Genomic DNA, 25736 nt, shown 5'->3' with positions numbered 1-25736 from the left:
TACCAATATTTTGGAATATTCAGATATTCATATATTCGTATCAGCTATCATATGATAAATTTGAATTATCACGCTAGAGCGAAAAGTGTGACAACTATAAAACAAAGGGGGAAATGAGATTTGAAAAGGTTTAATTTTATGAAGTTTTTAAGTAGTATTCTAGCTTTCGTTATGGTGCTTTCTCTATTGATTCCATGGTCGAGTGCTAGTGCTAAAGAATCGAAACCATTCAAGCAGGATAGTCAAAGTGAAAGTATAATTCAACTAAAGGCGGCTATTGCTGAACAGCTAAGCTTGTCTAAAGATGGGCCAACTCTTCACGAAAGCTTACAAAATGTATCAGGCAATCAAAAAGTTGCAGTCATCGTTCACTTATCTGAAAAGCCTGTGGCACTAGAGGAAGGAATGAGCCTAGTTAAAGGCGAAGATTTCTCTAAAGCCCAAGAAAATGAAGTTCGTTCAAATGTAAAAGAACAACAAGCAGAAGTTAAAGAAGAGTTAGCTGCTAAAAATGTTCAGATGACTCAAGGATACACATTTGATACTGTTTTAAACGGTTTTGCGGCAACTGTGAAAGCAAATGACCTCCCGAAACTGCTTACGGTAGAAGGAATTACATTAATCGAACCTGATGCAATTGTTTCCGCATCAGAAGATAATACAATGAAATCATCGGAACTTATTAAGGAAGATCAATTAGAAGCTCAAATGAATACAAGTAATTCTTTCCTTGGCATCGAACAGCTTTGGAAGGAAGGACTTGAAGGACAAGGAGTAAAAGTAGCAGTATTAGATACTGGTATTGATGTAGATCACCCTGAGTTTGCTGGAGTTTATAAAGGTGGAAAAAACTTCATTCCGAATTCAGCAACTTACACGAAGCCTCGAACAGATGATGATGCATCGGAAACATCGCCTTCGGAGCGCCCAGCCGGGATACCTGAATTTAATGAAAAGGGTAGTGCGTTCTATACTTCTCACGGTACACATGTTGCTGGAACAATTGCAGCAATCGGAGCTAACAAATTCGGTATTAAAGGAATTGCTCCAAAAGTAGACCTTTATGCTTACCGTGTTCTTGGGGCGTACGGAAGTGGAGCTACATCTGGTATTGTCAAAGCAATTGAAACTGCTGTAAAAGAAAAAATGGATGTTATCAACCTTTCACTTGGCGGAGGGGCTAACTCTGAAACGGATGCTGGTTCATTTGCTATTAATAATGCAATGATGGCTGGAACAATCGGAGTAATTGCAACAGGGAACGAGGGTCCAAATCGCGGAACAATGGGCACGCCTGCAACCGCTCGTTTAGGAATTGCTGTTGGTAACACAACAAATCCTGAAACAATGTATAACGGAGAAGTGAATGTTAAAGTTGGCAACTACAACTTAACAAAACAGCTACCATTAATGGGAACGACTTTTGGAAAAGATTTAGCAACACAGCTTCAAGGAGAATTTGACCTAGTTGCTGTTCCTGGAAACGGGGAAGTAAAAGACTTTGAAGGAATTGATGTAAAAGGTAAAGTGGCATTGATTTCTCGTGGTAGTATCGCATTCGTTGACAAAATTGCGAATGCAAAGGCAAAAGGAGCAGTCGCAACAATTATTCATAACTTTGCTGGTGGAACGAATGCCCCGAACATTTCAGGCGTATTCCTTGGTGATGCATTTGAGTATCTGCCAACATTTGATATGTCCCAAACGGATGGCGCTGCAATTCGCGCTGCATTAGCAGGCGGAGCCGGAAAAGTAAGTTTTAGTAAATTTGCTTCCACAAAGACACTAGGAGATGATGTAAACGATTCAAGTTCACGTGGACCATCTACACCAAACTTTGATATTAAACCAGATGTAAGTGCACCTGGGACAAACATTATGTCAACGATTCCAATGTATAAAAAAGATTTCCCTAATGCTGATTATGGGGAAGCATATGGCCGTAAAACAGGAACTTCTATGGCAACACCGCATATTGCAGGTATTGCTGCATTAGTTAAACAAGCAAATCCGAATTGGAATGCGTTCGATGTAAAAGTGGCGCTTTCTAATACAGCAAAGGTTATAAATAAAACAAAATACGATGTGTTTTCTCAAGGTGCAGGACGAGTAGATGCTTATGCGGCAGCTCATCCGGAAATTCTTGCCTATGCACTTGATAGTGCAATTTTAGATGCAACTGGTGCAGTTACAGAAAACTTGAAAGGTACAGTTACTTTCGGTCCACAATCACTTAAAGACCGAGATATTTCTGTAACGAAACAAGTTTTAGTAAAAGATATTAAAGGGAACGGCGGCAATTATAACGTATCAATTGATGTGACAAAAACATTTGGTGACGCAACTGTTACAGTAGATCAGCCGACATTTAATCTAGATGGTGAGCAAGTTTTAAATATTACATTGACTGCTTCAAAAGCTACGGCACCAAAAGGCTCTGAAATACAAGGGTATATTTACATCAACGGTGGAGATACAGAAATTTCATTGCCATTCGCAGCTGACTTTAGCGGCGCAGCAGTAACTGAAATTAAAGATTATAAGATTACAGAAACAGACCTATCCTTTAACGGAGATGGAGTGAAAGACTCAGCTGTACTTTCATTCACATTAACTGGAGATGTAACAACTAACTATATCGAACTTTGGGATATTATGAATCCTGAAGGTGGAGAATATGGAGACGGCTACATTGGTTATCTACATGCAAGTACTGCGCTAGCAAAAGGCTCTTATACGCTGAAGGTTGGTGGGCAGTACAAGCCATGGGGAACAGCACCTGCCACAACGATTCCAGATGGTTTGTATACAATTGACTTCACCGGTCTTTCAGCATCAGGAGCAGTTTCAGATTATGTTGGACCAATTGTAGTGAAAACGACTAAACCAGAAATTACTGGTTCAGTAGCTGAAGGTGTCGCTACAGGACAGGTAACAGATAAGTATATCGACTACAATGAAAAGTTATATTTATACGATTTAGATTACAATTTAAATGATAAATTAAAAGCTTCCTATATTGCGACGGTAAATGGCGAAGTACAAGCGCCAGTTGCTTTTGAATTAAATCAAGACGGTAGCTTCACATTCCCGGTAACAGCAAAAACAAATGCTGTATCAGTAATAATTAAAGACGCTGCCGGGAATGTTGGCGAAGCAAAGATCTATGAAAAAGAAGTAGTAGAACCAGTAGTAGCGCTTTCTGTAAATCCAACTAAGCTAGACCTAACAACTGGAGAAACTGCACAACTTACGGTAACAGAAACTTCAACGCCTGCAGAAGGTGAGGCAACAGAGAAAGACGTAACTTCAAAAGCTACTTATGTTGTTGGAGATGAAAATGTTGCAACAATAGTAAATGGATTAGTAACTGCAGTAGGTGAGGGCACGACTCCAATTACTATTTCATACGGTGATAATAAAGTTACCGTAAATGTTACAGTTAAAGCACCTGTTATAGAAGAACCAATAGTAACACTAGAAATTGACCAAGCTCAGGTTGAAACTAGAATAGGTAAAGAAGCTACAGTTAAGATTACTGAAGTAACTACTTTTGATGGTAAAACAACAGAAAAAGATGTTACAAAGCTTGCAACCTACGAAGTAGCGAATGATAAAATAGCTACTGTAAAAGAAGGGGCTGTAAAAGGAAAAGGTCAAGGTAACACAACGATTACGGTAACGTATGGTAAGCACACACTAACATTTGATGTGTTGGTTGTAAAGCCAGGTAATGACAATGGCAACGGTAACGGTAACGGCAATGGCAATGGCAATGGCAATGGTAATGGTAATGGTAATGGTAATGGCAATGGCAATGGCAATGGCAATGGCAATGGCAATGGCAATGGCAATGGCAATGGTAATGGTAATAAAAATAATAATGAAGTTACCGAGAATAAGTTATAATTAATTTCAGTTCAAACAAAAAGAGAAATTGCACAACGCAATTTCTCTTTTTATTATTTATTATCAAGCAATCCCTTTAAGAGATTATCTCCTACTAAACTAACTGTGACATATTCTTTCTGATATTCTTGCCATATTTGATACAAATCAGTTCCTCTTTATCTGAAGTGCGCTTTTTTAAACGGTCTTGTGCTAACTCTGCATCCTTGTCGATTCTGGAGATCCATAATTCTCTACTTGACTAAGATAAAGTTTTTCAGGCAAATATATTCTTGGTATGATGTTAAGGTTGTGTATTTATTATGTCACACATTTACATTCATCTAAGAAAGAGGTATTTATGCACTCCACAAAATTATCCAAGCAACATTGGTTGCTTATCTTAACACTTTCTTTATTAACATTTGTTCTCGGGACCAGTGAATTTGTTATTGTCGGAATCTTAACAGATATTTCTTCAAGTCTTCATATGACTAATGTAAAAGCAGGCACACTCGTTTCTGCGTTTGCAATTACGTTTGCCATCGCTACACCACTAGTGATGTCAGCAACAAGTCATTTTCCAAAGCGAAAATGGATGTTGTTTTTGATAGGATCTTTCATCATCCTAAATGCTTTGTGCGTAATTTCGACGAGCTATATCATGCTCCTTGCACTTCGGATTATGACAGCGATTGTAACAGGAGTTTTAATCTCTCTAGCCATGATTGTAGCAAGTGAAACCATGCCGATTAAAAAACGCGGACTTGCTATTTCATTCGTTTTCGGTGGTTTCACACTTGCAAATGTCGTTGGAGTGCCAATTGGTATTGTGATCGCCGAAGAGTACGGCTGGAATGCCACTTTCATGTTAACCACTTTCCTAGGAGGATTGGCGTTTTTGGCATCCTTTTTTGTCTTACCTCATAGACTCAGCCAAGTACGCAGTTCGATACGTGATCAGTTTTCTTTATTGACCAAGCCACGTATATTGATGGCTTTTTTCATTCCTGCACTCGGATTTGGCGCAACTTATGCAGTCTTTACGTACCTTGTACCAATCTTAAAAGAAATGGGAGCACCAAATAATTCAATTAGTATAATCTTATTTTGTTATGGGTTTATTTCGATTTTCAGCAACATCCTCGCTGGTAAAATTGCTAGCCACAATGCAATCGGTCGCCTTCGGTTTGTTTTTCTCGTGCAAGCAGTTGTTCTGACAAGTTTATTTTGGACTACAAATCAATTTGTTTTAGGATTAATAAATATTGGATTAATGTCGTTAATGGCAATCCTCTTAACAACATCTACTCAGCTATATTTAATTGACCTCGCAGGAATTTATCAGCCAAAAGCAACAGGACTCGCCGCTTCACTAATGCCAGTGGCAAGCAACGTAGGTATCGCTTTTGGTTCTGCATTAGGAGGAATCGTGTACCATCAAGGAAATTTAATGAATGTAACTTGGGTCGGTGGGATAGTTGCAGTCTGTGCAAGTCTGCTAACTTTCTTTAGTCATCATTTAGACCAAAAACAAAAGACATCAGAATAGAAATGAGCAATTACACAGAAGTTATATTTATTCTACATCGATCATTACTACCGGTTTAAATATTTCGGCTGATGGAGATGAATTTTCAGAAACAGTTAAAGTGACTTACTTAGTTGCAACATATACTTTAGTAGAAAAACAGGCACATTCGCATGAAGCGAATGTGCCTGTTAAAAAAACTCACTTATTTATGATAACGTAACTAAATGAGGTTTTCGATCAAGTGTACCCATATATTATTCTAGCCCTACGCATGTCAGCTATTCGCTATTACACTGTTTTACTATCAGCTAAAAAGAGAGATAGAACAGAACAGCATTTACGTTTCCTATAGGTAAACACTATAGAATATTCATTCTATGAAAAAGGCGAATAAATATTGGTTACCCATTCTTTCAATGATTAACTTTACGGCCGAGTCTAAAAAACTAGAAATATGATATGGCCCAGATGTTATCCTTCTGATTAAATAAAAAACTGATTCTTAACTATCTATAAGATATGGGATCAACTCTCATTTAGTTTACTTAGATAATTATATTTTAATCCTTTTTAACTTTTACAATGAATTGCTACTTTTCCTCTTGATCACCATTCTCACCCTCATTTATTGCACGACCGCCTCCACCAACCGCATGCTGCTGCTTCGTATTAGAACTTCCTATGGCTGAATTAGTTCCTCCCGTACTATCTAAACCGCTTCCGCTTGCTACCTGAGTAGCTGATGACTGTTTTTGACCTTTATTTATCTGATTATTGATGATGATAACAATTTCTTCGTCACCATCCCAGTCTTCATGCTGTTCGTGAGGTTCAGTCTGCTCCCCCTTCATACCGCTGTTTCTAGCTACCCCTTGTGCTCCCACACTTTGCTGTTGATCGGTATTCGAGGAATCTATTGCAGCATTACTACCAGCTGCACTATTTCTTCCTGCCCCACTTGCAATTTGCGTGGTATTAGGTGCAGTAGTGAACTGATTATTTATAACAATTACAAGCTTTAACTTATCGGATACAGGAGCATCAGTCCTAATTTCTTCTCCATCTTTTTTTACAATAATCCTTACTTTTTCATTTTTACTATCCACACTGCTTTGTATTTCCTTGGAATTAGACTCATCATTACTATCTTTATGACCTCGTTGATTTGACATTATACCACCTTCTTTTCAATTTAGAATAATATATCTTATTCAAAGAAGGGATTTAGATTTAGTCAAATACATTAATTTAGCTAAAGTATTATTTGGATAATATCTTTGTGTATAGCATTTTACAAAAATCTCCCCTGGGGAGGTGCTGTACTATTTTTCAAAAAAACCGCACTTACTTATGATACGGTTCTCCGTAACTAGTCTAAGTGCGGTTTTAACTAGTAACCTACTTTACACGGAAACGGTCAACACTCTGTTTCAATTCATCCGCCAGCCCATAAAGCTTAGCTGCAAAACTGGCTACCTCTTGCATGGCTGCAAGTTGTTCTTCTGATGAAGCGGCGATGTGAGCGGAGTCGGCTGAAGATGAATCTGCGATACCCTCCAGCACTGTTAGTGAAGCCGCAACTAACTCACTTCCTGATGACAGTTGTTCCGAAGCAGCAGATACTTCGTCAATCTGATCGGACACTTTCTGAATCGACTCCACGATCGAACTAAATGTTTGCCCGGCCTTATTCGCAATGTGTGTACCTGCCTGGGCTTCTGTCATTGATTTATCCAAAGAAACTACTGTTTTATTCGTGTGATCGCTGATGCCTTGGAGTATGTCAGTTATTTTCTCCGAAGAGATTTTGGACCGTTCAGCGAGTATACGAATTTCTTGAGCCACAACGGCAAAACCTTTACCATGCTCACCTGCTCGCGATGCCTCAATCGATGCGTTAAGTGCAAGCAAATTGGTCTGATTAGCAATGCTACCTATTAATGTAACCATTTCACTAACTTGATCGCTTAATTTCTTCAGTCCATGGATTGCTTCGACCGATGTTTTCAAGTTTTGTTCAATTGTGCTCATTTGAGCAACTGTTGTTTCTATATCCTTCATTCCTGCATTTGCGCTATCTGCTGTAACCGAAGCCAATTCTGAGACTACGGAGGATGCATCTACAATTCTATGAATACCCATTCCCATTTCCTTCATTGATTGTTGACACTCATTAGTATGACGAAGTTGTTCATCGAGCCCAACAGCAATGTTTTGAATGGCACCTGTGATTTCTTGTGTAGCTGCTTCGGTCTGGGCAGCGCTTTCTTGTAATTGAGAAGAAGATACAGCAACTTCATTCGAAGAATTTTGTATGTTATGGGTCAATACCCGAAGTCCGCTAATCATCTGATTAAATGAACTTGCAGCCTTACCAATCTCATTATGGTTCAGTACAGGAATTTCAACGGTTAAATCGCCTTTCGAAGCATGTTCAGACACTTCAGCTAAATGCGCAAGCGGGCGCAACATTTTACGAAGAATGAATACAACCAACCCGATTAACATAAGTATAAAAAAAATACCAACCGTGATATTCGTCCATAGAATCCGTTGAAGTTCCTTTTTAACAATCCCGTAATCGTAATCGACACCGAACAACGCAACTGGTTTCCCGCTTCCGTCATTAATCGGCGCTAAATACGAGATGAAAGTTCCACCTTCATCAGTGTAAACATCAGTTAATGTGCTACCGTTTCTCATTGCATCTTCGTAACTTTTAAGAAATTCCGAATCTATTTCATATAACGTACCTAACTCTTCAGCATATTCAACTGGATCCCGACCATATTCTGAGTTATATACGTATTCTTTGCCATCCTTCTTGATAATGTCCGGTGTTAATAAATAGACATCCACTACCATATGATTGGATTTCATAGAATTCAAAATATTGGGGAGTTCCTCGAATGGTTTTCCCTCCAATGGTTGATGCTCAAGAATTGTCTTCGTTGCTTCGGCAACAAGAGGTTCATTTTGTTGAGTTATGGATTTAAATACTTTTCCATATTCATCAAATTGGCGAAAGTACGCCACACGTTGATCGCGTATGGACAGGGAAATCATTAATCCGATAACGATAATTATGAGGGCGGAGAGAAATAACGAGCTCGTAAATACTAAACTTCTAGATTTTGCTTTTTTAGAGCGCTTAGTTGTCCTCCTGGTATTTAATAATTTAATCAAAGGAACACCCATTTTCATTACACCTTCTATTTTAGCTTTTATCTATAATAATACACATAGTTGCGATTAATCCCCGCTTCACGCAAATATTGTAATCCTTTTTATTGTGGTGGAGGGTTTAATATTCATAGTAATACACTGTTTCAAATCAACCAGTTATACATAAGTTATTCATAAATTATACAATTATAAAATATTTGGAGCAAAGTTTATTTTAGTTCTCCCTTTATCCCTCGTATGTTCATCAAAGTTAGCAGAAAAGGTATTGAGCTATATTAGAAAATAATTTAAATTTTCTTTACTTGAATTTTCGCTTTCAGGAAAGAGCCAGGGTTTTCTATAACAATTTCTGTCGGATAAAATTTAATAATAATTGAGGATGTATTTTCATAATCTCTATGTGTCATAGCATTATACATAGCAAAAGAAAATAAAAACAGCCCAACTAATCTCTTAGTTAGACTGTCATCTCACAGCTATTTTCATCTTTATTAACAATTAAGCTTTAGTAAAGTAGAAAAACTCACTTACTTATGATACGGTTCACCCTTCATAATCCTAAAACTTCTATAAACCTGCTCTACCAAAACAAGCTTCATTAGCTGATGTGGTAATGTCATCTTTCCAAAGGATTGTTGCTCATCAGCTCGTTTCAATACATCATCGTGTAAACCAAGAGAGCCGCCGATGACGAACGCAATTTTACTTTTGCCGTAGGTCATAAGGGATTCAAGATCTGCCGACATTTGTTCAGAGGTTTTCATTTTGCCATTAATGGCTAGGGCGATAACGTATGTATCTGGGCCGATTTTAGATAGAATACGTTCACCCTCTTTTTTCTTCACGATTTCCATTTCTGCTTCGCTTAGCTGCTCGGGTGCTTTTTCATCTGGTACTTCGATTAAATCCATTTTTGCGTAGCCACCAAGACGTTTTACGTATTCGTCTATTCCCATTTTTAAGTACTTTTCTTTTAGTTTTCCGACTGATACAATCGTTATATTCACACGTTATCCACCTTTACAATTCATTTACAAACAAATTATCCACAAAAGTTATCAACATATCCACAAGTCATTCCTATATCTTGTGTAAAGTTATTTACTTGATACAAGATATTCTGCAGATCGTTCACAGTAGCTACATTTTGTGGATAACTTTTTATCCTCTTCGATTTTATCCATTATTGGGAACTCTTTTTGCTCTGCTACAAACATGTCTAAAGCGTGTTCTATATGGTTTTCACAACTGTATTTTTCCATTTTTGCACCTCTTCTTATTTTCCGAAATTTCCACAAACTTATTCACAATTCGGTCTATGTTATCCACAATCTATTGTAACAAAGGACAGGCGAGTATGGAAGAATAGGCTTTCTACCGCCACTCGTCGTGTATATGTTATTATTCACAATTTTCTAGTTATCCACAATATTTTCTAAATCATTCTTAATATTTCAATTGGCTTTCCTTTCAAACATATTTCTGTTCACAAAAAAAAGATCAAGAAATTTTCTTTATAGCGAGGGCTATTTACATTTCAGCCTACTCGCTTTTACAAAAAAATATTTGGTTCCCCGCCGCGCTCAGTTGGAACGGAAATCAACCTCTCGTTTCGCTGAAGAGCCATACTTTAATATGATTCCTTAATTTCATTGACTCAACAACATGGAAAAAATCAGTGGAGATCATATTATCTCCACTGATTTTTAATTTACAACGAATCGCTATTTGTTAATGTTAGTGATAGATCCACTAATTTACCTTGGCGGTATACTTTCAACGTTAATTTATCACCAATTTTTTTGTCGTTATATAAATGTTTGCGTAAATCGATTGCTGTTTCGATTTTTTTGCCATCCATTTCAACAATTACATCGTATTGTTTAACGCCTGCTTTTGAAGCCGGAGAGTTCCCCACAACATCTGTAATAACAACACCTGTTGTTAAATCTTTTGGTAATTTTAACGTTTGTTGTTGGTAGAATGCTGGAACATCCGTTAAGTCTACTAACGAAACACCCATTGTTGGACGTTTCATTTCACCATTTGCCTCTAATTCCTGGATAATTGGAATTGCTGAGTTAATCGGAATTGAGAAGCCTAACCCCTCAACTGAAGATTCCGCAATTTTCATGGAGTTAATGCCGACTAATTCACCAGCAATGTTTACAAGTGCACCTCCACTATTACCAGGATTGATAGCTGCGTCTGTTTGTAATACTTCTTGCTGCCAATCTGAAGTGCCATCACCGTTTATGTCAACTGGTACAGAACGATCCTTACCAGAAACAACACCTGTAGTAACAGAGCCATAGAATTCTAAGCCCAGTGGGTTACCAATCGCAATTACTGTTTCACCTTGTTTTAATACATCTGAGTTACCAAATGTCGCTACTGTCTTAACATCTTTAGAGCTGATTGAAATGACCGCTAAGTCTGTCCAAACATCATGACCAACTAATTGTGCTACTTCTTTCGTTCCATCTGGCATTGTTACTTCTAACTGTTTTGCACCTTCAATAACATGGTTATTTGTCACGATAAAGGCTTTATCACCTTGAACTTTATAAATAACACCTGAACCGCTTCCTGCAGGCTGATCTGATGTGGACTGTGGACTCCAGAATCCGCCACTAGACACTTCTTGAATATTTGTGATCCCTACAACAGCATTTGAAGCCTTATCTACTGCTTTCGTAACATCAGTTGTTACTTCTGTTGCAACTTGATTAATGCTTGTATTATTTTTATTCCCTGAGCTACTTGTTGTTGTACCAGGCATTTGATTGACAAGTCCAGGCATCATGAGCCAAACGAGTAAAGCCCCTATGATGACGCCGATAAAACCGGTAAATAAATAACCACCTTTACCTCCGCCACCGACTTTCCTTTTTTGATGTTTCTCTTGCGTTTCTCGCTCCTCTTGTTCGAGTCGCTCCTGAAGAGGTGACTTCTGTATTTCATCATTTTTTAGAGAATCATTGTTTTTATCATCATCTTGAAAATAACTCATTTGTCCTCATCCTTTCCCTCATTAGTATTTGCTAGTTGTTAACCTAATATTACAATTCAAACATTAAAATTAGATGAAAAATAAATAAAATGGAAATAAAAATAGCTGTTCAATGCATTTTCTATAAAATGTCATTGAACAGCCTCTTAAAGGTTCATTTTTTTATGATCATTAAACTGTAACTAATTTCGTCGGCTCTTCTGCATCTGTATCAAATAAATTTAAATACTCACCGACAATAATGCCGCAAGATTGCAAAGTTTGTGTAACACTCATGCGTGCAAGCTCTTTCATGTTATTATCTTTACTTAAATGTGATAAATATATATTTGTTGGTTTTTCAAATACTACGTCACTCATTGCAATCGCTGCATCCTCATTTGAAACGTGCCCTACATCACTTAAAATACGACGTTTTATAGACCATGGGTAACGCCCCATTTGCAGCATATTCACATCGTGGTTACTTTCAAATACAAAGGAATCAGCACCTCGAATAATTCCTTTCATACGGTCACTGACATAGCCTGTATCCGTAATAACAACAAGCTTGCGCCCATCTTCGTGAAAGCTATAAAACATTGGATCAGCTGCATCATGTGATACAGCAAAAGATTCAACAGCCAATGAACCAAAATGCTTTACAGTATCCATTTCAAATTCAAAACGTTGCTCTAAAGGTATATCACCGACTAGCCCGTCCATCGCCTGCCACGTTTTGGCGTTAGCATAAACAGGTACATTATATTTTCGTGCCAATACACCTATTCCTTTAATATGATCACTATGCTCATGTGTAACGAAAATGCCACTTAGCTGTTTCATATTGCGATCGACTTTTGTAAATAGTTGCTCCATCTTTTTGCCACTAAGACCTGCATCGACAATAAATGCATGATCATCATTCTCTACATAAATCGAATTTCCTGTACTGCCACTTGCTAAAACACTAAATCGCATTATTCAACTCCCCAGTCTTCCTCTTCAGCCTCTTGCTTGTCTCCTTGGATTTCAATAATTTTTCCATCAATAGCATCAACGAAATACTCTTCTATTTCTCCGTCCGATAATTCCACTTGTACTTCCCACGTTGGTATCAACACTTGTGTTTGCGTTAAATTACTAAATGTCGAGTAGCCTAACTTCACGTGCTTAATACGCGATTCTGATTTTAATAGCCCTTTATTATAAAGTGTCTGGAAAATTTGAAGTGGTGGTATGACCGTTTCCTGTTGCTCCATCTCTTCGATATTATCAATCATTGTTTGCTCATACTTTGTCACTTCGTTATCTAAATTCCACTGTACTTTTAATACGGCACTATCATTGTAATAGAACATTCGATTATTTTTCTTTTGAAAGAAGACTGCGACCCTTTCCTCACGATCTACCTTCCATAATGCATAAGAGTCTCCCTCTTTAACGTTTGCATGGACAAAATCAGTAAAACTTGTATCATCGTTAATATTTCGTAATTTTACTGGGTTAATAAAATTAACACGTATATGTGAATGTGTCTCATCAGTGAATCTTACTTGCTGATTGTCATCGGAAACAGTATTTTTAAAAATATGCACTTTGCCTGTAATGTAAGTAGCAGAATCATTACTATTCGGCAGTGGTCCATACGTAATATTATCATCTTTTAAACGAGCTTCTATTGTTTTTTCACCTAGTATTTCTACGCTCTGCGCTTCATTATAGCGATTTAAGTACATCCAATACAAGAAGATATTTAAGATTAAAAAAACGAATATAAAAATAGATTTTGTTCTATTCCAATCCATTTTTGACACCCCCTAATATGTCAGGCGTCAGTTTTGTCGATATACCGTTACGAATAACAAACCAGCATGGCTCTAATGTCACTATTGTGCTTTGATCATGAGTTAAATAGAAACCCACAACAATATCATCTATATCTGATAAATCAATGTTATTTAGCTTTTTAATCTTTTCAACGATTTCCGATCCTGACGGAAGTTCCTTCATCTCTTTTTCAGATGTAATATCTTTCTCAAAAGAAAAATATGGACGTTTATAGCGGAAAATACGATTATCTCCCCAAACGGTTGTAATTCGGTTTATAGCCTGATCACTATATATTGGTAATCCATGTAAATATAGTTGATAATCCAATTGATTATTGCTTGTACTTGATGATACTAAGCGATAATCATCTGTAAAACCTCCGTGTTCATTGATAAATTCAAAGCTATCCGTAAAGAGCTTGGAAGGCTCTATTCTTACACTACTTTCTGCAGCTGGATATACATAGGTCAATGATTTCGCTTTCGAATCAATTACCATCCGTGACATTCCATCGTGATATTTTTCAGTAGTTGCACTTTCATCAGTTCGCACGACATTGTTTAGATTCGTAAATAACACATCTTTAAATAATTCAGGTTTCTCTTCGATAAAATACGTATATTTTGCTGATTCAATTTTATCGTTTGCAATATATAGTGAGATAAAGCCATCTCGTTCCACTTCTTTAAAAGTGCTATATGTTTTCGCTGGCTCTATAATATTTCTTACAAATTGATTAGCATTTTCTAGACTTACATGTGAACGCATTAATAATTCATTATTACCACTAAGGAAAAACACTTGTAACTCTTTGTTATTATACTTACTCCAATCTATAATCATACGATTAAAGGTTGTTTCAGGTAATTCCTTATCGGCGAACTGAAAAATTGTGTTAAAAGCAGAGTAAGGAATTTCACCAGGAAAAAAGACAGTCATACTATTATTAGTACGAATCATCTCATTTACAGAGTCGGCCTTAAGATTATTGTCAATGGGCATTAAATCTAGGATATTCCATCCTTGAAACGACTCCATAATATCTACCATTGCGCTATTAGATACTGTTCCGGTAAATTCCTTATCAAAACGATAAATAGCTTTATAAGGACGAATAACATCCTTCATTTCTTTTTGTGGTCCAATTAGAATTTCTTTGCCTTCAGTCTGTTCAATAAATTTATAATCTGGCGTGTATGTCCAAATCATAAAGGTTAAAACCACACTTAGCATAACGAGTAGGAATAAAACAACTGATTTAACTGGTTCTATATATTTCATTCCCACTCACCTGCCTCGTCAAAATCATCTAAATTAAGTGGTAATGTGAAGAAAACCGTTGTTCCATGTCCTTCTTCACTTTCAGCCCATATTTTACCACCATGAGCTTCGATCATTTCCCTGGCAATAGCTAATCCTAGACCAGTGCCTCCCATTGATCGAGCTCGAGCGCGATCTACTCGATAGAAACGCTCAAAAATACGTCCTACATTTTCCTTAGGAATTCCCATACCATCATCGGAAATCATAACCTTCAGCATATCTTCTCGCGCTGTAAAGCCAAAGCGAATATTACCTCCATCAGGTGAATACTTAATAGCATTGGAAATGATATTATCGATAACTTGTGTCACCTTATCTGTATCGATTTCTACATAATAAGATGCCTCTGGGAATAAACGTTCAAACATCACTTTGTCTGACTTAGACATTTCAAAACGATCGATAATACGGTTAAAGAATGAATTAAATAGAACAATATCTTGATTCAGTTCATAATCTGAACTATCCATTCGTGATAACTGCAATAAGTCATTCACTAAGCGGATCATACGCTCTGTCTCTGTTTGTGTGACATTCAAAAATGTTGGAGCAATATTTTCATCTTTCCATGCACCATCTGCTAACGCCTCTAAATAACTGCGCATTGTCGTTAATGGTGTTCTTAATTCATGGGACACATTTGAAACAAATTCCCTGCGATCCATCTCTATTTTTTCCTGTTCCGTAATATCGTGCAGTACGGTAATTAGACCATTAATAAAACCAGTTTCTTTTTGAATAACAGAAAAATTCGCACGTAAAATATACGGTGCGTCTGCAGTACTGAAATTTAAATTCACCGCATCATTCATGTGAATTAAATCCTCAAAACTATACTCTTGGTCAATACCTAAAACAGATGCAATCGGACGACCTAATGTAATATCTCTTGAAATATGCAGCAGCTCTAGTGCGGGGTCATTAATAAGAATGATGCGCCCTTTTCGATCTGTTGCAATAACACCATCGGTCATATTACTAAGGACCGAATCGAGCTTTCGCCGCTCTGCCTCTGTAGTAGATTGCGCCTCCTGCAATCGATTCGTTAAATGATTAAAGGTTATAGCAAGCTGCCCTATCTCATCTGTACCGTAAACCCGTACTTTTCGAGAATAGTTACCCTTTGCCATCGCCTGTGCCTGCTTACGCATATCTGCAATTGGCTGTGTAATTGTTCGTGCCACTAAGATTCCTAAAAAGATAGTAATCACCAAGGACACTGCTGTACCACCAAGGAAAATACCGTTAATGTCATTCACTTGTTCAAAAACAGATTCAATATTAGCTTCAATGTAGAGTACCCCTATGATTTCATCATCGGGACCTGCACCTTCTCGAATTGGCGAAGCTAACACCCACACTCGATTTCTTGTTTTATTATCAAGTTTAATGTTTTCAAATAATGTTTCTGCAGAGATCGCACGGCGTACGAGATCATTATTCGAGCGCTGTCCAATCAAACTTTGATTGTCTACCTCAGACGTGGCGCGGATACGCTGTCTATTATCGATGACACGGATTTCTAAAATATCTCCATTAGAAACTTCCTTTAACCCCGTGGAAAACTCCATTACAATCGTTTTCAAGCTCTCTTCTAGAGATGGCATACTTTCATCGCGTTCTTTTAACATTTCTTCACGAATGCTATATTGCATCAAATCGACACGTTGAAAAATGGATTCTCGGAAGTTGCTTTTTAAATTTTGCTCTAATTCATTCGCAAAATAAATCCCTATTATTTGCAAGGCAAGCAGGATTAGTAAAATATAAATTAGTACTAGCTTGACATGAATTGATTTAAAAAAGCTTACTTTCTGCATTCCTTTTTACTCCTGTTCAGGATTTCGTAAATAATAACCTACGCCACGGCGTGTTACAATCCAAGCCGGATGACTAGGATTGTCCTCTATTTTCTCTCGTAAACGACGAATTGTTACATCTACTGTTCGTACATCGCCGAAATAGTCATAGCCCCACACAGTCTGCAGTAAATGTTCACGCGTCATTACTTGACCGATATGCTTACCTAAGTAATGTAAAAGTTCAAACTCTCTGTGTGTTAGTTCAATTGCCTCATCACGTTTCAATACTAAGTAAGCATCTGGCTGAATAACAAGAGAGCCTACTACAATTTCATTGGATTCTTCTTCAACCTCTTCGGCAGTAGGGGCTACTACCTGTAAGCGACGCATATTTGCCTTTACACGTGCAATAAGCTCGCGTGTACTAAATGGCTTTGTCACATAATCATCTGCGCCCATTTCTAGTCCTAATACTTTATCAATCTCAGACCCTTTTGCAGTTAGCATAATGATAGGGAAATCATATTTTTTTCGTACTTCTCTACAAACTTCCATCCCATCACGCTTAGGTAACATAATATCTAAAAGCATTAAATCTGGTTGTTCTTCCTCAACCTTTTCTAGTGCTTCATCTCCATCATAAGCACAAATAACTTTGTAGCCTTCTTTTATTAAATTAAACTGTAATATATCCGCGATTGGTTTTTCATCGTCAACAACTAAAATGGTTTTGTCCATATTTTTTCTCCCTTTCGCTATTTATCTATTTTTAAACGATTGTATTTATCAACTATACCTCGGCATAATCGCGTCTGGATTCGTCGGAGGCTTTGGACCAACATGATGTTGGTCACTCAGTCGTGTGTTGCTGTCGCTGCGCTTTCGCACAGATAAATTGCCACAGGAAGTGGCGTTCTTAGACTAAGTTCCTTTATTTCAGCGGATATCCACTGAAAAACAACTTCAACTCGCATTCAACTCACTACCTATAAGGATGAGAGACTTTTATAGCTGACGCTTCGCTTTGTGGTCAAAAGACATCTACTTAAAGAAGTTAAAAGTCACTACTCTAACTCTACCATGCTTTTTGCTTCTATGCATTATTCTAAATCCTAAGACATTTTACGATATTGTATTAATTTATTTTTAGACAAATATTTCTTGGGAAATAACATAAATTTAATACAAAAAGACAGCCCTGTTTTGGACTGCCTTCTATTCTAACTGATTAACGCCCTACATATGATAATGGATTTTCTAACGAACCCTTTTTCTTAACTTCAAAGTGTAGTTGTGTACCTGTTGAATTTCCAGTAGATCCTATAATTCCTATACCAGAACTTTTTTCTACTACTTGTCCTAACTTGCGCTTTAACTGAAGATAGGTGTCCGTATAGCACCTTTCAACTCTTTTTGACCACTATACTGTACCATAAAGAAAATCTTGTTTAACTGTTTTTCATCTTTTTGTAATGTAAATGTATTAATTACCTACTAATTGTTACATCAATCCTATTTTTGTAGCTTTTAATAAAATTTTAGGCTATATAGTAGCCAGATTTTTGTTCCAATCTAGTACTTCCCGTGGGTTGTCTAGACCCTAATCACCCTCTACCCAACAGGTAGTATTCCATTTACTTTTAGTATAATTTTAGAATTACCACTTTTTGCTTTTTAAATATTCTGATAAAATAAGAATTAGATACACTAGTTGATTGAAGCGATTTAATTTGAATGTTTTACAAACAACCTCTGGAATAACCCCTAAAGTAAGAAAGCCCCAAAGTAAGAATCCCATTAGTAAACTTATAATTAGGACCATTATGGTCGCGTTAGGTGCATTCATTATGGCACTAGGACTGGAGCTATTTTTAGTACCAAACAACATTATGGATGGTGGAATCGTAGGTGTTTCCATTATCACTTCTCATTTATTAAATTTACCTCTTGGTATTTTTATCTTCATTTTAAACTTACCTTTCATCTTTTTAGGCTATAAACAAATCGGTAAAACCTTTGCACTTTCCACAGGGCTCGGAATTACTGTACTCTCATTAACAACGCTCTTCTTACATAATCTAAATCCGTTTACTCAAGATACGCTATTGGCCACCGTTTTTGGAGGCATGATTTTAGGCATTGGTGTCGGCATCGTCATTCGTTATGGTGGTTCATTAGATGGGACTGAAATTTTAGCTATTTTATTTAATAGAAAAACACCGTTCTCCGTTGGTGAAATTATTATGTTCTGTAATTTACTAATCTTTGCGATAGCGGGGTTTGTGTTCACATGGGAACAAGCCATGTACTCTATTCTGGCATACTATATTGCCTATAAAATGATCGACATCGTCATTCAAGGGATGGAGGAATCAAAATCTGTTTATATTATAAGTGATGAAATCGATGAAATTGGGCAGACCATTATGGACCGACTAGGTCGAGGTGTAACCTTCCTTCATGGTGAGGGGGCTTATACAGGTAACGATAAAAAAGTTATTTTTACCGTCATTACCCGATTAGAGGAATCTAAGCTTAAAACAATCGTTTCTGAGATAGATGATCACGCATTTCTAGCAATTGGTAATATTGCTGAGGTTAGAGGTGGCCGCTTCAAGAAGAGAGATATTCACTAATGACAAAAAGGACGTACCGCATATGGTACGCCCTTTTGTCATTTATAATTATTTTGCTTCCCAAACGTCCACTAAAACGTTCGTTTGTTCACGTGCAGGTCCAACAGAGAAAGTAGCAATTTCAATACCTGTTAATTCACTCACGCGTTCTACATAGCGTCGTGCATTCTCAGGTAGCTCTTCTAATGTTTTGCAGCCTGTAACATCTTCTGACCAGCCTGGAAGCTCTTCATAAATTGGTTCACATTGTTCAATAATATGAAGATTTGCTGGATACTCAGTAATCGTTTCATCTTTATATTTATACGCTGTACAAATTTTAACTGTTTCTAAACCAGATAAAACATCAATTGAGTTAAGCGCAAGATGCGTAATACCACTTACTCGGCGTGAGTGGCGTACAACTACAGTATCAAACCAACCTACACGGCGTGGGCGGCCAGTTGTTGTACCGTATTCACGACCAACTTCACGAATTTGTTGACCTATTTCATCAAACAATTCAGTTGGGAAAGGTCCATCCCCAACACGAGAAGTATAGGCTTTAGATACACCAATAACACTTGAAACTCGTGAAGGACCGATACCAGCACCAATCGCTACACCGCCGGCAACAGGATTTGAAGATGTTACAAATGGGTACGTACCTTGATCGACATCAAGTAAAATACCTTGTGCTCCTTCAAATAACACTTTGCCGCCTTCATCTAGTACATCATTTAAGATTTTAGACGTGTCAGTTACATATTTTGCAATTTCTTGACCATAGCCGTAATATTCCTCGAAAATTTCTTCGAATGTTACGCCTTCAACTTCGTAAAATTTCTCAAATAGCTTATTCTTAATTGCTAAATTTTGACGTAGTTTTTCTTCAAATACATCCTTGTCTAATAAATCAGCCATACGGATACCGATACGTGCTACTTTATCCTGATAACATGGTCCAATCCCTTTACAAGTCGTACCAATTTTTTTATCGCCACGGCTTTCCTCATCAGCGATATCTTGCTTTATATGATATGGCAAAATAACATGAGCACGATTAGAAATTCGTAAATTATCTGTATCAACGCCACGCTCTTGTAAGCCTCTAAGTTCAGTAACTAATGACTTTGGATTAACAACCAAACCATTTCCGATTACTGAAGTTTTTTCTTTATAGAAAATACCTGATGGAATTAAATGTAACTTGTAAGTTTCACCATCAAATTTAATAGTATGTCCTGCATTATCACCGCCTGCAAAACGAGCGATTGCATCGGCTTTTTGTGAAAGGAAATCTGTAATTTTACCTTTTCCTTCGTCTCCCCACTGTGTTCCTACAACTACAACTGATGTCATAGTCAGCACCTCCGTTAGATACTATTTGTATCTCAATTTTTAAGCCGTTAATTATTGTAACAATGATAGAAACACCTAGTCAACAAAAATACTTAAAAACACGAACATAAAATCAAAAAATATGATTCAACGTTCGTGTTTAATAACAGAATGGTATGAATATTATCTAACATTCAGATTAATTCCATCTTGGCGTAATCTCCAACGTCGATTTCCTCTAAAAGAAGGCAGTTTTTCTTACGGATAAAGAATAATATTTAATCACGTGGAGGTGGTGGCGGCATTTGCGACCAGTCCACATTAATGAATTTATTGAATTCTTTTTTAAAAGCAAGTGTAACTGTACCCGTTGGACCGTTACGCTGTTTAGCAATAATAATTTCAATCATATTTTTACTCTCGGACTCTTTATCATAATAATCATCACGATATAAGAAGGCAACAATATCAGCATCTTGCTCAATACTTCCCGATTCACGTAAGTCACTCATCATAGGTCGCTTATCTTGACGTTGCTCAACGCCACGAGATAGCTGTGATAGTGCAATGACTGGAACCTTTAATTCACGCGCTAAACCTTTTAAAGAACGTGAAATCTCTGATACCTCTTGCTGACGGTTCTCGCCGGGCTTACCACTACCTTGAATAAGCTGTAAATAATCAATCAAAATCATACCGAGGCCATTCTCCTGTGCTAAACGTCGACATTTTGCTCGAATTTCATTGATACGTACACCTGGTGTATCATCAATAAAAATTCCGGAATTTGATAAACTTCCCATTGCCATAGTTAGTTTACCCCAATCTTCCGTTGTTAAAGCACCTGTACGTAAAACTTGCGCATCTATATTTCCCTCCGCACAAAGCATACGCATAACTAGCTGCTCAGCACCCATCTCTAGGGAGAAAATCGCAACATTTTCACGCGCTTGAACGGCAACACTTTGTGCGACATTCAACGCAAAGGCTGTTTTCCCTACAGAAGGACGCGCAGCTACAATAATTAAATCGTTGCGCTGGAAGCCAGCTGTTATATTGTCTAAATCACGGAAGCCTGTCGGGATACCTGTAACATCACCTTTTTGTGATTGAAGCTGCTCGATATTATCAAAGGTTTCCACCAATACGTCTTTGACATGCTTAAAGTCACCAGCATTTTTACGATTGGCTACCTCCATCATTTTCTTCTCTGCTTCGCCTAGTAATGCCTCTACCTCATCCTCACGAGTATAGCCATCTTCTACTATTTTAGTAGCTACACGTATTAAACGACGTAATAAAGCCTTTTCTTCGACAATTTTCGCATAGTGTGCGACGTTAGCAGCCGTAGGGACAGCATTGGCGAGCTCTAGTAAATAAGATAGCCCGCCAACATCCTCAATTTCTTTTTTAGCTGATAATTCTTCAGTAACTGTTACGACATCTATCGCTTTTCCTTGATCACTTAAACGTAGCATCGTTTCGAAAATTTTCTTATGTGCATTCTGATAAAAATCATCTGCAAGTAAAATTTCAGATGCAGTGATTAACGATTGAGGATCGAGGAAAATTGCACCGATAACCGATTGCTCCGCTTCCCGGTTATGCGGTGGAACACGGTCCATCATCGGTTCGTTCATGGATAGTCGCCCCTTATTCTTCCGTTACATGAACTTTTAAAGTTGCAGATACTTCATGATGTAGTTTTACAGGTACATTTGTAAAGCCTAGCGCACGAATTCCATCACTTAAAGTCATTTTACGTTTATCAATTTTTATGCCATGCGCTTTTTGAAGTGCATCAGCAATTTGCTTTGTAGATACTGAACCAAATAGGCGACCACCTTCACCTGATTTTGCTTTTAATTCTACTGTTAAAGCTTCTAATTTCTCTTTTAATGCTTCCGCTTCAGCTAATTCTGCAGCTGCGTTTTTCGCTTCTAATTTCTTTTGACCATCTAATTGACTTAATGCTTGTGCATTTGCTTCAGCAGCATAGCCATTTTTAATTAAGAAGTTTTGTGCATAGCCATCTGCTACATTTTTTACTTCTCCTTTTTTCCCTTTTCCTTTAACATCTTTTAAAAATACTACTTTCATGATTCAGAACTCCCTTCGAGTACCTCATTTATGGCCTCTTCTAAATGTTTTTTTACTCCAGCAATGGAACTTGCTTCAACTTGGCAAGCTGCATTTGTTAAATGCCCCCCGCCGCCTAGCTTTTCCATAATAAGCTGCACGTTTACCTCGCCAAGTGATCTTGCACTTATACCGATTTTGCCATCTGAACGATGCGCAATGACAAATGAAGCACCTACATCCTTCATTGTTAGTAAAATGTCTGCTGTTTGCGCAATTAGTACGGAATCATACACTTTTGCATCCTCGCCTACAGCAATAGCGATACCCGGCTTCACGAACTTAACAGTTTGCACTATTTTAGAACGCTCGATATACGTATCTACATCTTCTTTTAACAATCGCTGTACTAGCACTGTATCGGCACCATTTGTCCGTAAATAAGAAGCCGCTTCAAACGTACGGGCTCCTGTACGTAATGTAAAACTCTTCGTATCGACAATAATTCCCGCCAGCAAGGCCGTAGCTTCTAGCATATTAATCTTCGCACGTTTTGGTTGATACTCGAGTAACTCTGTTACAAGCTCAGCTGTGGACGATGCATATGGCTCCATATAAACAAGTGTAGGATTTTCTATGAAATCCTCACTTCGACGATGGTGATCAATCACCACAACTTTTTCAGCCAGCTTCAATAGTTGTGATTCGATGACTAAATCCGGTTTATGCGTATCGACTATAACGAGCAATGATTTTTCTGTCATTCTTGCCGCAGCTTCCTCTGGTGTTAGGAAATTTTCATAGAAATCCGATTTACTCTCTATTTCATTCATTAAACGGGTTACACTTCCGTTTAATTCTTCAAAATTTATGATCACATAGCCCTTCACATCGTTCATCTGTGCCATTTTACGTACACCAACAGAGGCACCAATAGAGTCCATATCAGGGTTTTTATGTCCCATAACAAATACTTGGTCACTATCTTGAATTAAATCACGTAGTGCATGGGAAATAACACGTGCTCTAACGCGTGTACGTTTCTCAACAGGATTAGTTTTCCCGCCATAGAATTTTAACTTCCCTGAAGGTTGCTTGATAGCAACCTGATCACCACCACGGCCTAAAACAAGATCTAAACTTGATTGTGCTAGTTCACCAAGCTCTACTAATGAAGATGATCCTGCGCCAACCCCAATACTTAATGTTAATGACATGTTTTTTTGCGCTGTTTTTTCTCGGATTGTATCTAAAATGGCGAATTTTTTCTTTTCAAGTTCCATTAAAATAGATTCGTTTAATACAGCTAAAAAACGATCGGATGATATTCGCTTCACAAATATCCCTTGCTCAGCCGCCCAATCATTAACAATTGATGTCACCATCGTATTCGTTAAACTACGTGGCTGATCATCCATTGCTTGCGTAATTTCGTCATAGTTATCAACAAATAAAATTGCAATAACTGTACGATCTGCAAAGTATTGTTTTTCAATAGCTATCTGCTCAGTGATATCAAAGAAATATAATAAGTTCTCTTCTTTTTTATAATAAACTCGATATTTACGATCACGGAGCGTAATCGTATCTTCGTTTGTTTCCTCGCTCTTCATTAGCACGTAAATGTCGTCAGATATATTAACGATTCCTTCACCTACTAAATTCTCCATATTTAAAACGCCTTGCATATATGGATTCGACCATTCTATTTCATATTGATCATTGACAAGTAATATCCCAATTGGCATTTCAAGCAATGCCTCTTCCCCAACTTTTTTCATACGGAAAGAGATGGATTCAATATGCTTTTCTGTTTCTTCAAAGGTAATCTTTTCTACCTTCCACGTATAGGCCATTAATAGAACAAAACCTACTCCATAACCGATACCTATCCCAATATTCCAAATACATAGAAGCACGAACGTCACAATGCCAAAAATGGAAAGAACAAAAAGCGGATAGCGGATTGGTCGTTTTCTAAAAGTCCCCATTACATCAGCCCCTTATTCTTTAGTTTTCCCCTTCACAAGTGAACGTACGTCGAAACCTAAATCTACAATGCCTAGCAATATCATAAAGGATGATAGTGGTAAGGCTAACAAAGTAGCTATCCATTTTACACCATTCGGCATTTCCTTTTTAGAAATAAAGTAATGTATAAAGGAAATCCCCTGCAGGATTAATAACATCCATAAAACATAAGAAACATTTAAAACAATAATATCTAATGTAGATCCAGCTTCTGGACGCATAAATAAATTAATGCATAAAACAATCATGTAATACCATAAAATAGATCGTGGTAGACGCATATTTTGGAACGGTGCAAATTTCGGTACGTCTAAACCAAGACGTTTTAATATAGGTAAATTTAACGTTATGATAATAAATGCTGTCATAAAAGCAGAGATTGTTACTGTTGCAGGTATTGTCAGCTCAATTGTTTTTAACATAGCCTCAATTATCTCTGGCTGAAACGCTTCTTGACCTGTCATAGTTTTTGCAAGTTCATTTGATTGCTCATAACTTTCGCGTAACATCTCTATGCTCATGCTAATGATATTGATACCAGCAAATTGAACATAGGCAACATAGACAATTGCCATTGACAGAAGAACAGTAACCCCAGATGACATGAATAGGTAAAGTTTGCTCTTCTTTAGATTAATTGCACTTCCTATAACGACACCAAGTAATGCCAAAATAAAGGCAAATGGTAACATCGTTATGCCACTCGTTAAAGTGGTTAAGATACAGCCTACTACAGCTACAAATATTGATGATGAACGCTTGTAATTTGCGCTATACCAAGCAATCGGTAGTGGGGCAAATATTAGACTTACTATAAAAATGAATGGTACATATGCGGAAATAAGCATTAGAATCGTAAAGATTGCGACCATCATTGAGCCTTGTACAAGCGCCTTTGTTTGATTATTCGGCATTGAAAACCTTCCTTTTTTCAGTCAAACTTACTGACTTTTATTGTACCATTTTTTCAGGTTATTGAACAAAAAACGCTAAGAACAACTGAATGCTTTGCCATTAATTATGTAGAACCAATGACTAAAGCGTAAAATACAAAGCTATATAGGAGATTTTTTACCGAAAAAGCAAAACAAATTCATTCATTATTTTGTTCT

At 37.3% G+C, this 25736-nt stretch carries 18 protein-coding genes and 1 pseudogene; 3 read left to right on the top strand and 16 right to left on the bottom strand.

Annotated elements, in window-relative coordinates; all coding sequences use genetic code 11:
* Positions 1-120: 120 nt before the first annotated feature.
* Complete coding sequence (locus JNUCC51_RS11835; RefSeq protein ID WP_337992100.1) at positions 121-3909, top strand: S8 family serine peptidase; 3789 nt, start codon at positions 121-123, stop codon at positions 3907-3909.
* A gap of 340 nt (positions 3910-4249) precedes the next feature.
* The gene (locus JNUCC51_RS11830; protein ID WP_337992099.1) at positions 4250-5440 is read left to right on the top strand and encodes an MFS transporter; all 1191 of its coding nucleotides are present in this window, start codon (positions 4250-4252) and stop codon (positions 5438-5440) included.
* A gap of 572 nt (positions 5441-6012) precedes the next feature.
* On the opposite strand, the gene JNUCC51_RS11825 is transcribed toward JNUCC51_RS11830, so the two are convergent.
* From JNUCC51_RS11825 to JNUCC51_RS11775, 11 genes and pseudogenes are all read right to left on the bottom strand, one after another.
* Complete coding sequence (locus JNUCC51_RS11825) at positions 6013-6594, bottom strand: hypothetical protein (protein WP_337992098.1); 582 nt, start codon at positions 6592-6594, stop codon at positions 6013-6015.
* A gap of 226 nt (positions 6595-6820) precedes the next feature.
* Positions 6821-8626 (bottom strand): methyl-accepting chemotaxis protein, encoded by a 1806-nt coding sequence (locus JNUCC51_RS11820; RefSeq protein ID WP_337992097.1) that lies wholly within the window; start codon positions 8624-8626, stop codon positions 6821-6823.
* Positions 8627-9135: 509 nt separating this feature from the next.
* Entirely contained in the window at positions 9136-9615 is a 480-nt protein-coding gene (gene rlmH, locus JNUCC51_RS11815) for a 23S rRNA (pseudouridine(1915)-N(3))-methyltransferase RlmH (RefSeq protein WP_100542652.1), read from the bottom strand.
* A 90-nt stretch (positions 9616-9705) separates the two neighbouring features.
* The gene (locus JNUCC51_RS11810; RefSeq protein WP_337992096.1) at positions 9706-9870 is read right to left on the bottom strand and encodes a CxxH/CxxC protein; all 165 of its coding nucleotides are present in this window, start codon (positions 9868-9870) and stop codon (positions 9706-9708) included.
* Between the two features lie 449 nt (positions 9871-10319).
* A complete protein-coding gene (locus JNUCC51_RS11805) occupies positions 10320-11621 on the bottom strand; it encodes a S1C family serine protease (RefSeq protein ID WP_337992095.1) in 1302 nt (433 codons plus the stop codon).
* A 171-nt stretch (positions 11622-11792) separates the two neighbouring features.
* Complete coding sequence (locus JNUCC51_RS11800) at positions 11793-12581, bottom strand: MBL fold metallo-hydrolase (RefSeq protein WP_337992094.1); 789 nt, start codon at positions 12579-12581, stop codon at positions 11793-11795.
* Positions 12581-13408 (bottom strand): two-component system regulatory protein YycI, encoded by an 828-nt coding sequence (locus JNUCC51_RS11795; RefSeq protein ID WP_337992093.1) that lies wholly within the window; start codon positions 13406-13408, stop codon positions 12581-12583. Before JNUCC51_RS11795 ends, JNUCC51_RS11800 begins: the two co-directional genes overlap by 1 nt.
* Entirely contained in the window at positions 13395-14714 is a 1320-nt protein-coding gene (locus JNUCC51_RS11790; RefSeq protein ID WP_337992092.1) for a YycH family regulatory protein, read from the bottom strand. The genes JNUCC51_RS11795 and JNUCC51_RS11790 overlap by 14 nt, the downstream gene beginning before the upstream one ends.
* A complete protein-coding gene (gene walK / locus JNUCC51_RS11785; protein WP_134022143.1) occupies positions 14711-16576 on the bottom strand; it encodes a cell wall metabolism sensor histidine kinase WalK in 1866 nt (621 codons plus the stop codon). Before walK ends, JNUCC51_RS11790 begins: the two co-directional genes overlap by 4 nt.
* A 6-nt stretch (positions 16577-16582) precedes the next feature.
* Positions 16583-17296, bottom strand: coding sequence for a response regulator YycF (gene yycF / locus JNUCC51_RS11780; protein WP_049662630.1), 714 nt, complete (start codon positions 17294-17296; stop codon positions 16583-16585).
* A 490-nt stretch (positions 17297-17786) separates the two neighbouring features.
* A pseudogene (locus JNUCC51_RS11775) lies at positions 17787-17955 on the bottom strand (M23 family metallopeptidase); the annotation flags it as partial.
* 426 nt (positions 17956-18381) lie between these two features.
* On the opposite strand from JNUCC51_RS11775, the gene JNUCC51_RS11770 reads away from it, so the two are divergent.
* On the top strand, positions 18382-19194 hold the full coding sequence (locus tag JNUCC51_RS11770; protein ID WP_337992091.1) for a YitT family protein: 813 nt from the start codon (positions 18382-18384) through the stop codon (positions 19192-19194).
* A 48-nt stretch (positions 19195-19242) separates the two neighbouring features.
* Here JNUCC51_RS11770 and JNUCC51_RS11765 read toward each other — a convergent pair whose 3' ends face one another.
* The 5 genes from JNUCC51_RS11765 to JNUCC51_RS11745 form a co-directional block, all read right to left on the bottom strand.
* Positions 19243-20535: an adenylosuccinate synthase gene (locus JNUCC51_RS11765; RefSeq protein ID WP_337992090.1), complete on the bottom strand. Its 1293-nt coding sequence runs from the start codon at positions 20533-20535 to the stop codon at positions 19243-19245.
* Between the two features lie 257 nt (positions 20536-20792).
* A complete protein-coding gene (gene dnaB, locus JNUCC51_RS11760; protein WP_337992089.1) occupies positions 20793-22154 on the bottom strand; it encodes a replicative DNA helicase in 1362 nt (453 codons plus the stop codon).
* A 13-nt stretch (positions 22155-22167) separates the two neighbouring features.
* On the bottom strand, positions 22168-22614 hold the full coding sequence (rplI, locus tag JNUCC51_RS11755; protein ID WP_337992088.1) for a 50S ribosomal protein L9: 447 nt from the start codon (positions 22612-22614) through the stop codon (positions 22168-22170).
* A complete protein-coding gene (locus JNUCC51_RS11750; RefSeq protein WP_337992087.1) occupies positions 22611-24584 on the bottom strand; it encodes a DHH family phosphoesterase in 1974 nt (657 codons plus the stop codon). The genes rplI and JNUCC51_RS11750 overlap by 4 nt, the downstream gene beginning before the upstream one ends.
* A gap of 12 nt (positions 24585-24596) precedes the next feature.
* The gene (locus tag JNUCC51_RS11745; RefSeq protein ID WP_337992086.1) at positions 24597-25538 is read right to left on the bottom strand and encodes a YybS family protein; all 942 of its coding nucleotides are present in this window, start codon (positions 25536-25538) and stop codon (positions 24597-24599) included.
* Positions 25539-25736: the final 198 nt, after the last annotated feature.

It is taken from the genome of Lysinibacillus sp. JNUCC 51, from assembly GCF_015999525.1.
Taxonomy (GTDB): Bacteria; Bacillota; Bacilli; order Bacillales_A; family Planococcaceae; genus Lysinibacillus; species Lysinibacillus xylanilyticus.
The sequence above is the reverse complement of the archived record's forward strand: the minus strand, read 5'-3'. Positions and strand labels throughout refer to the sequence as shown.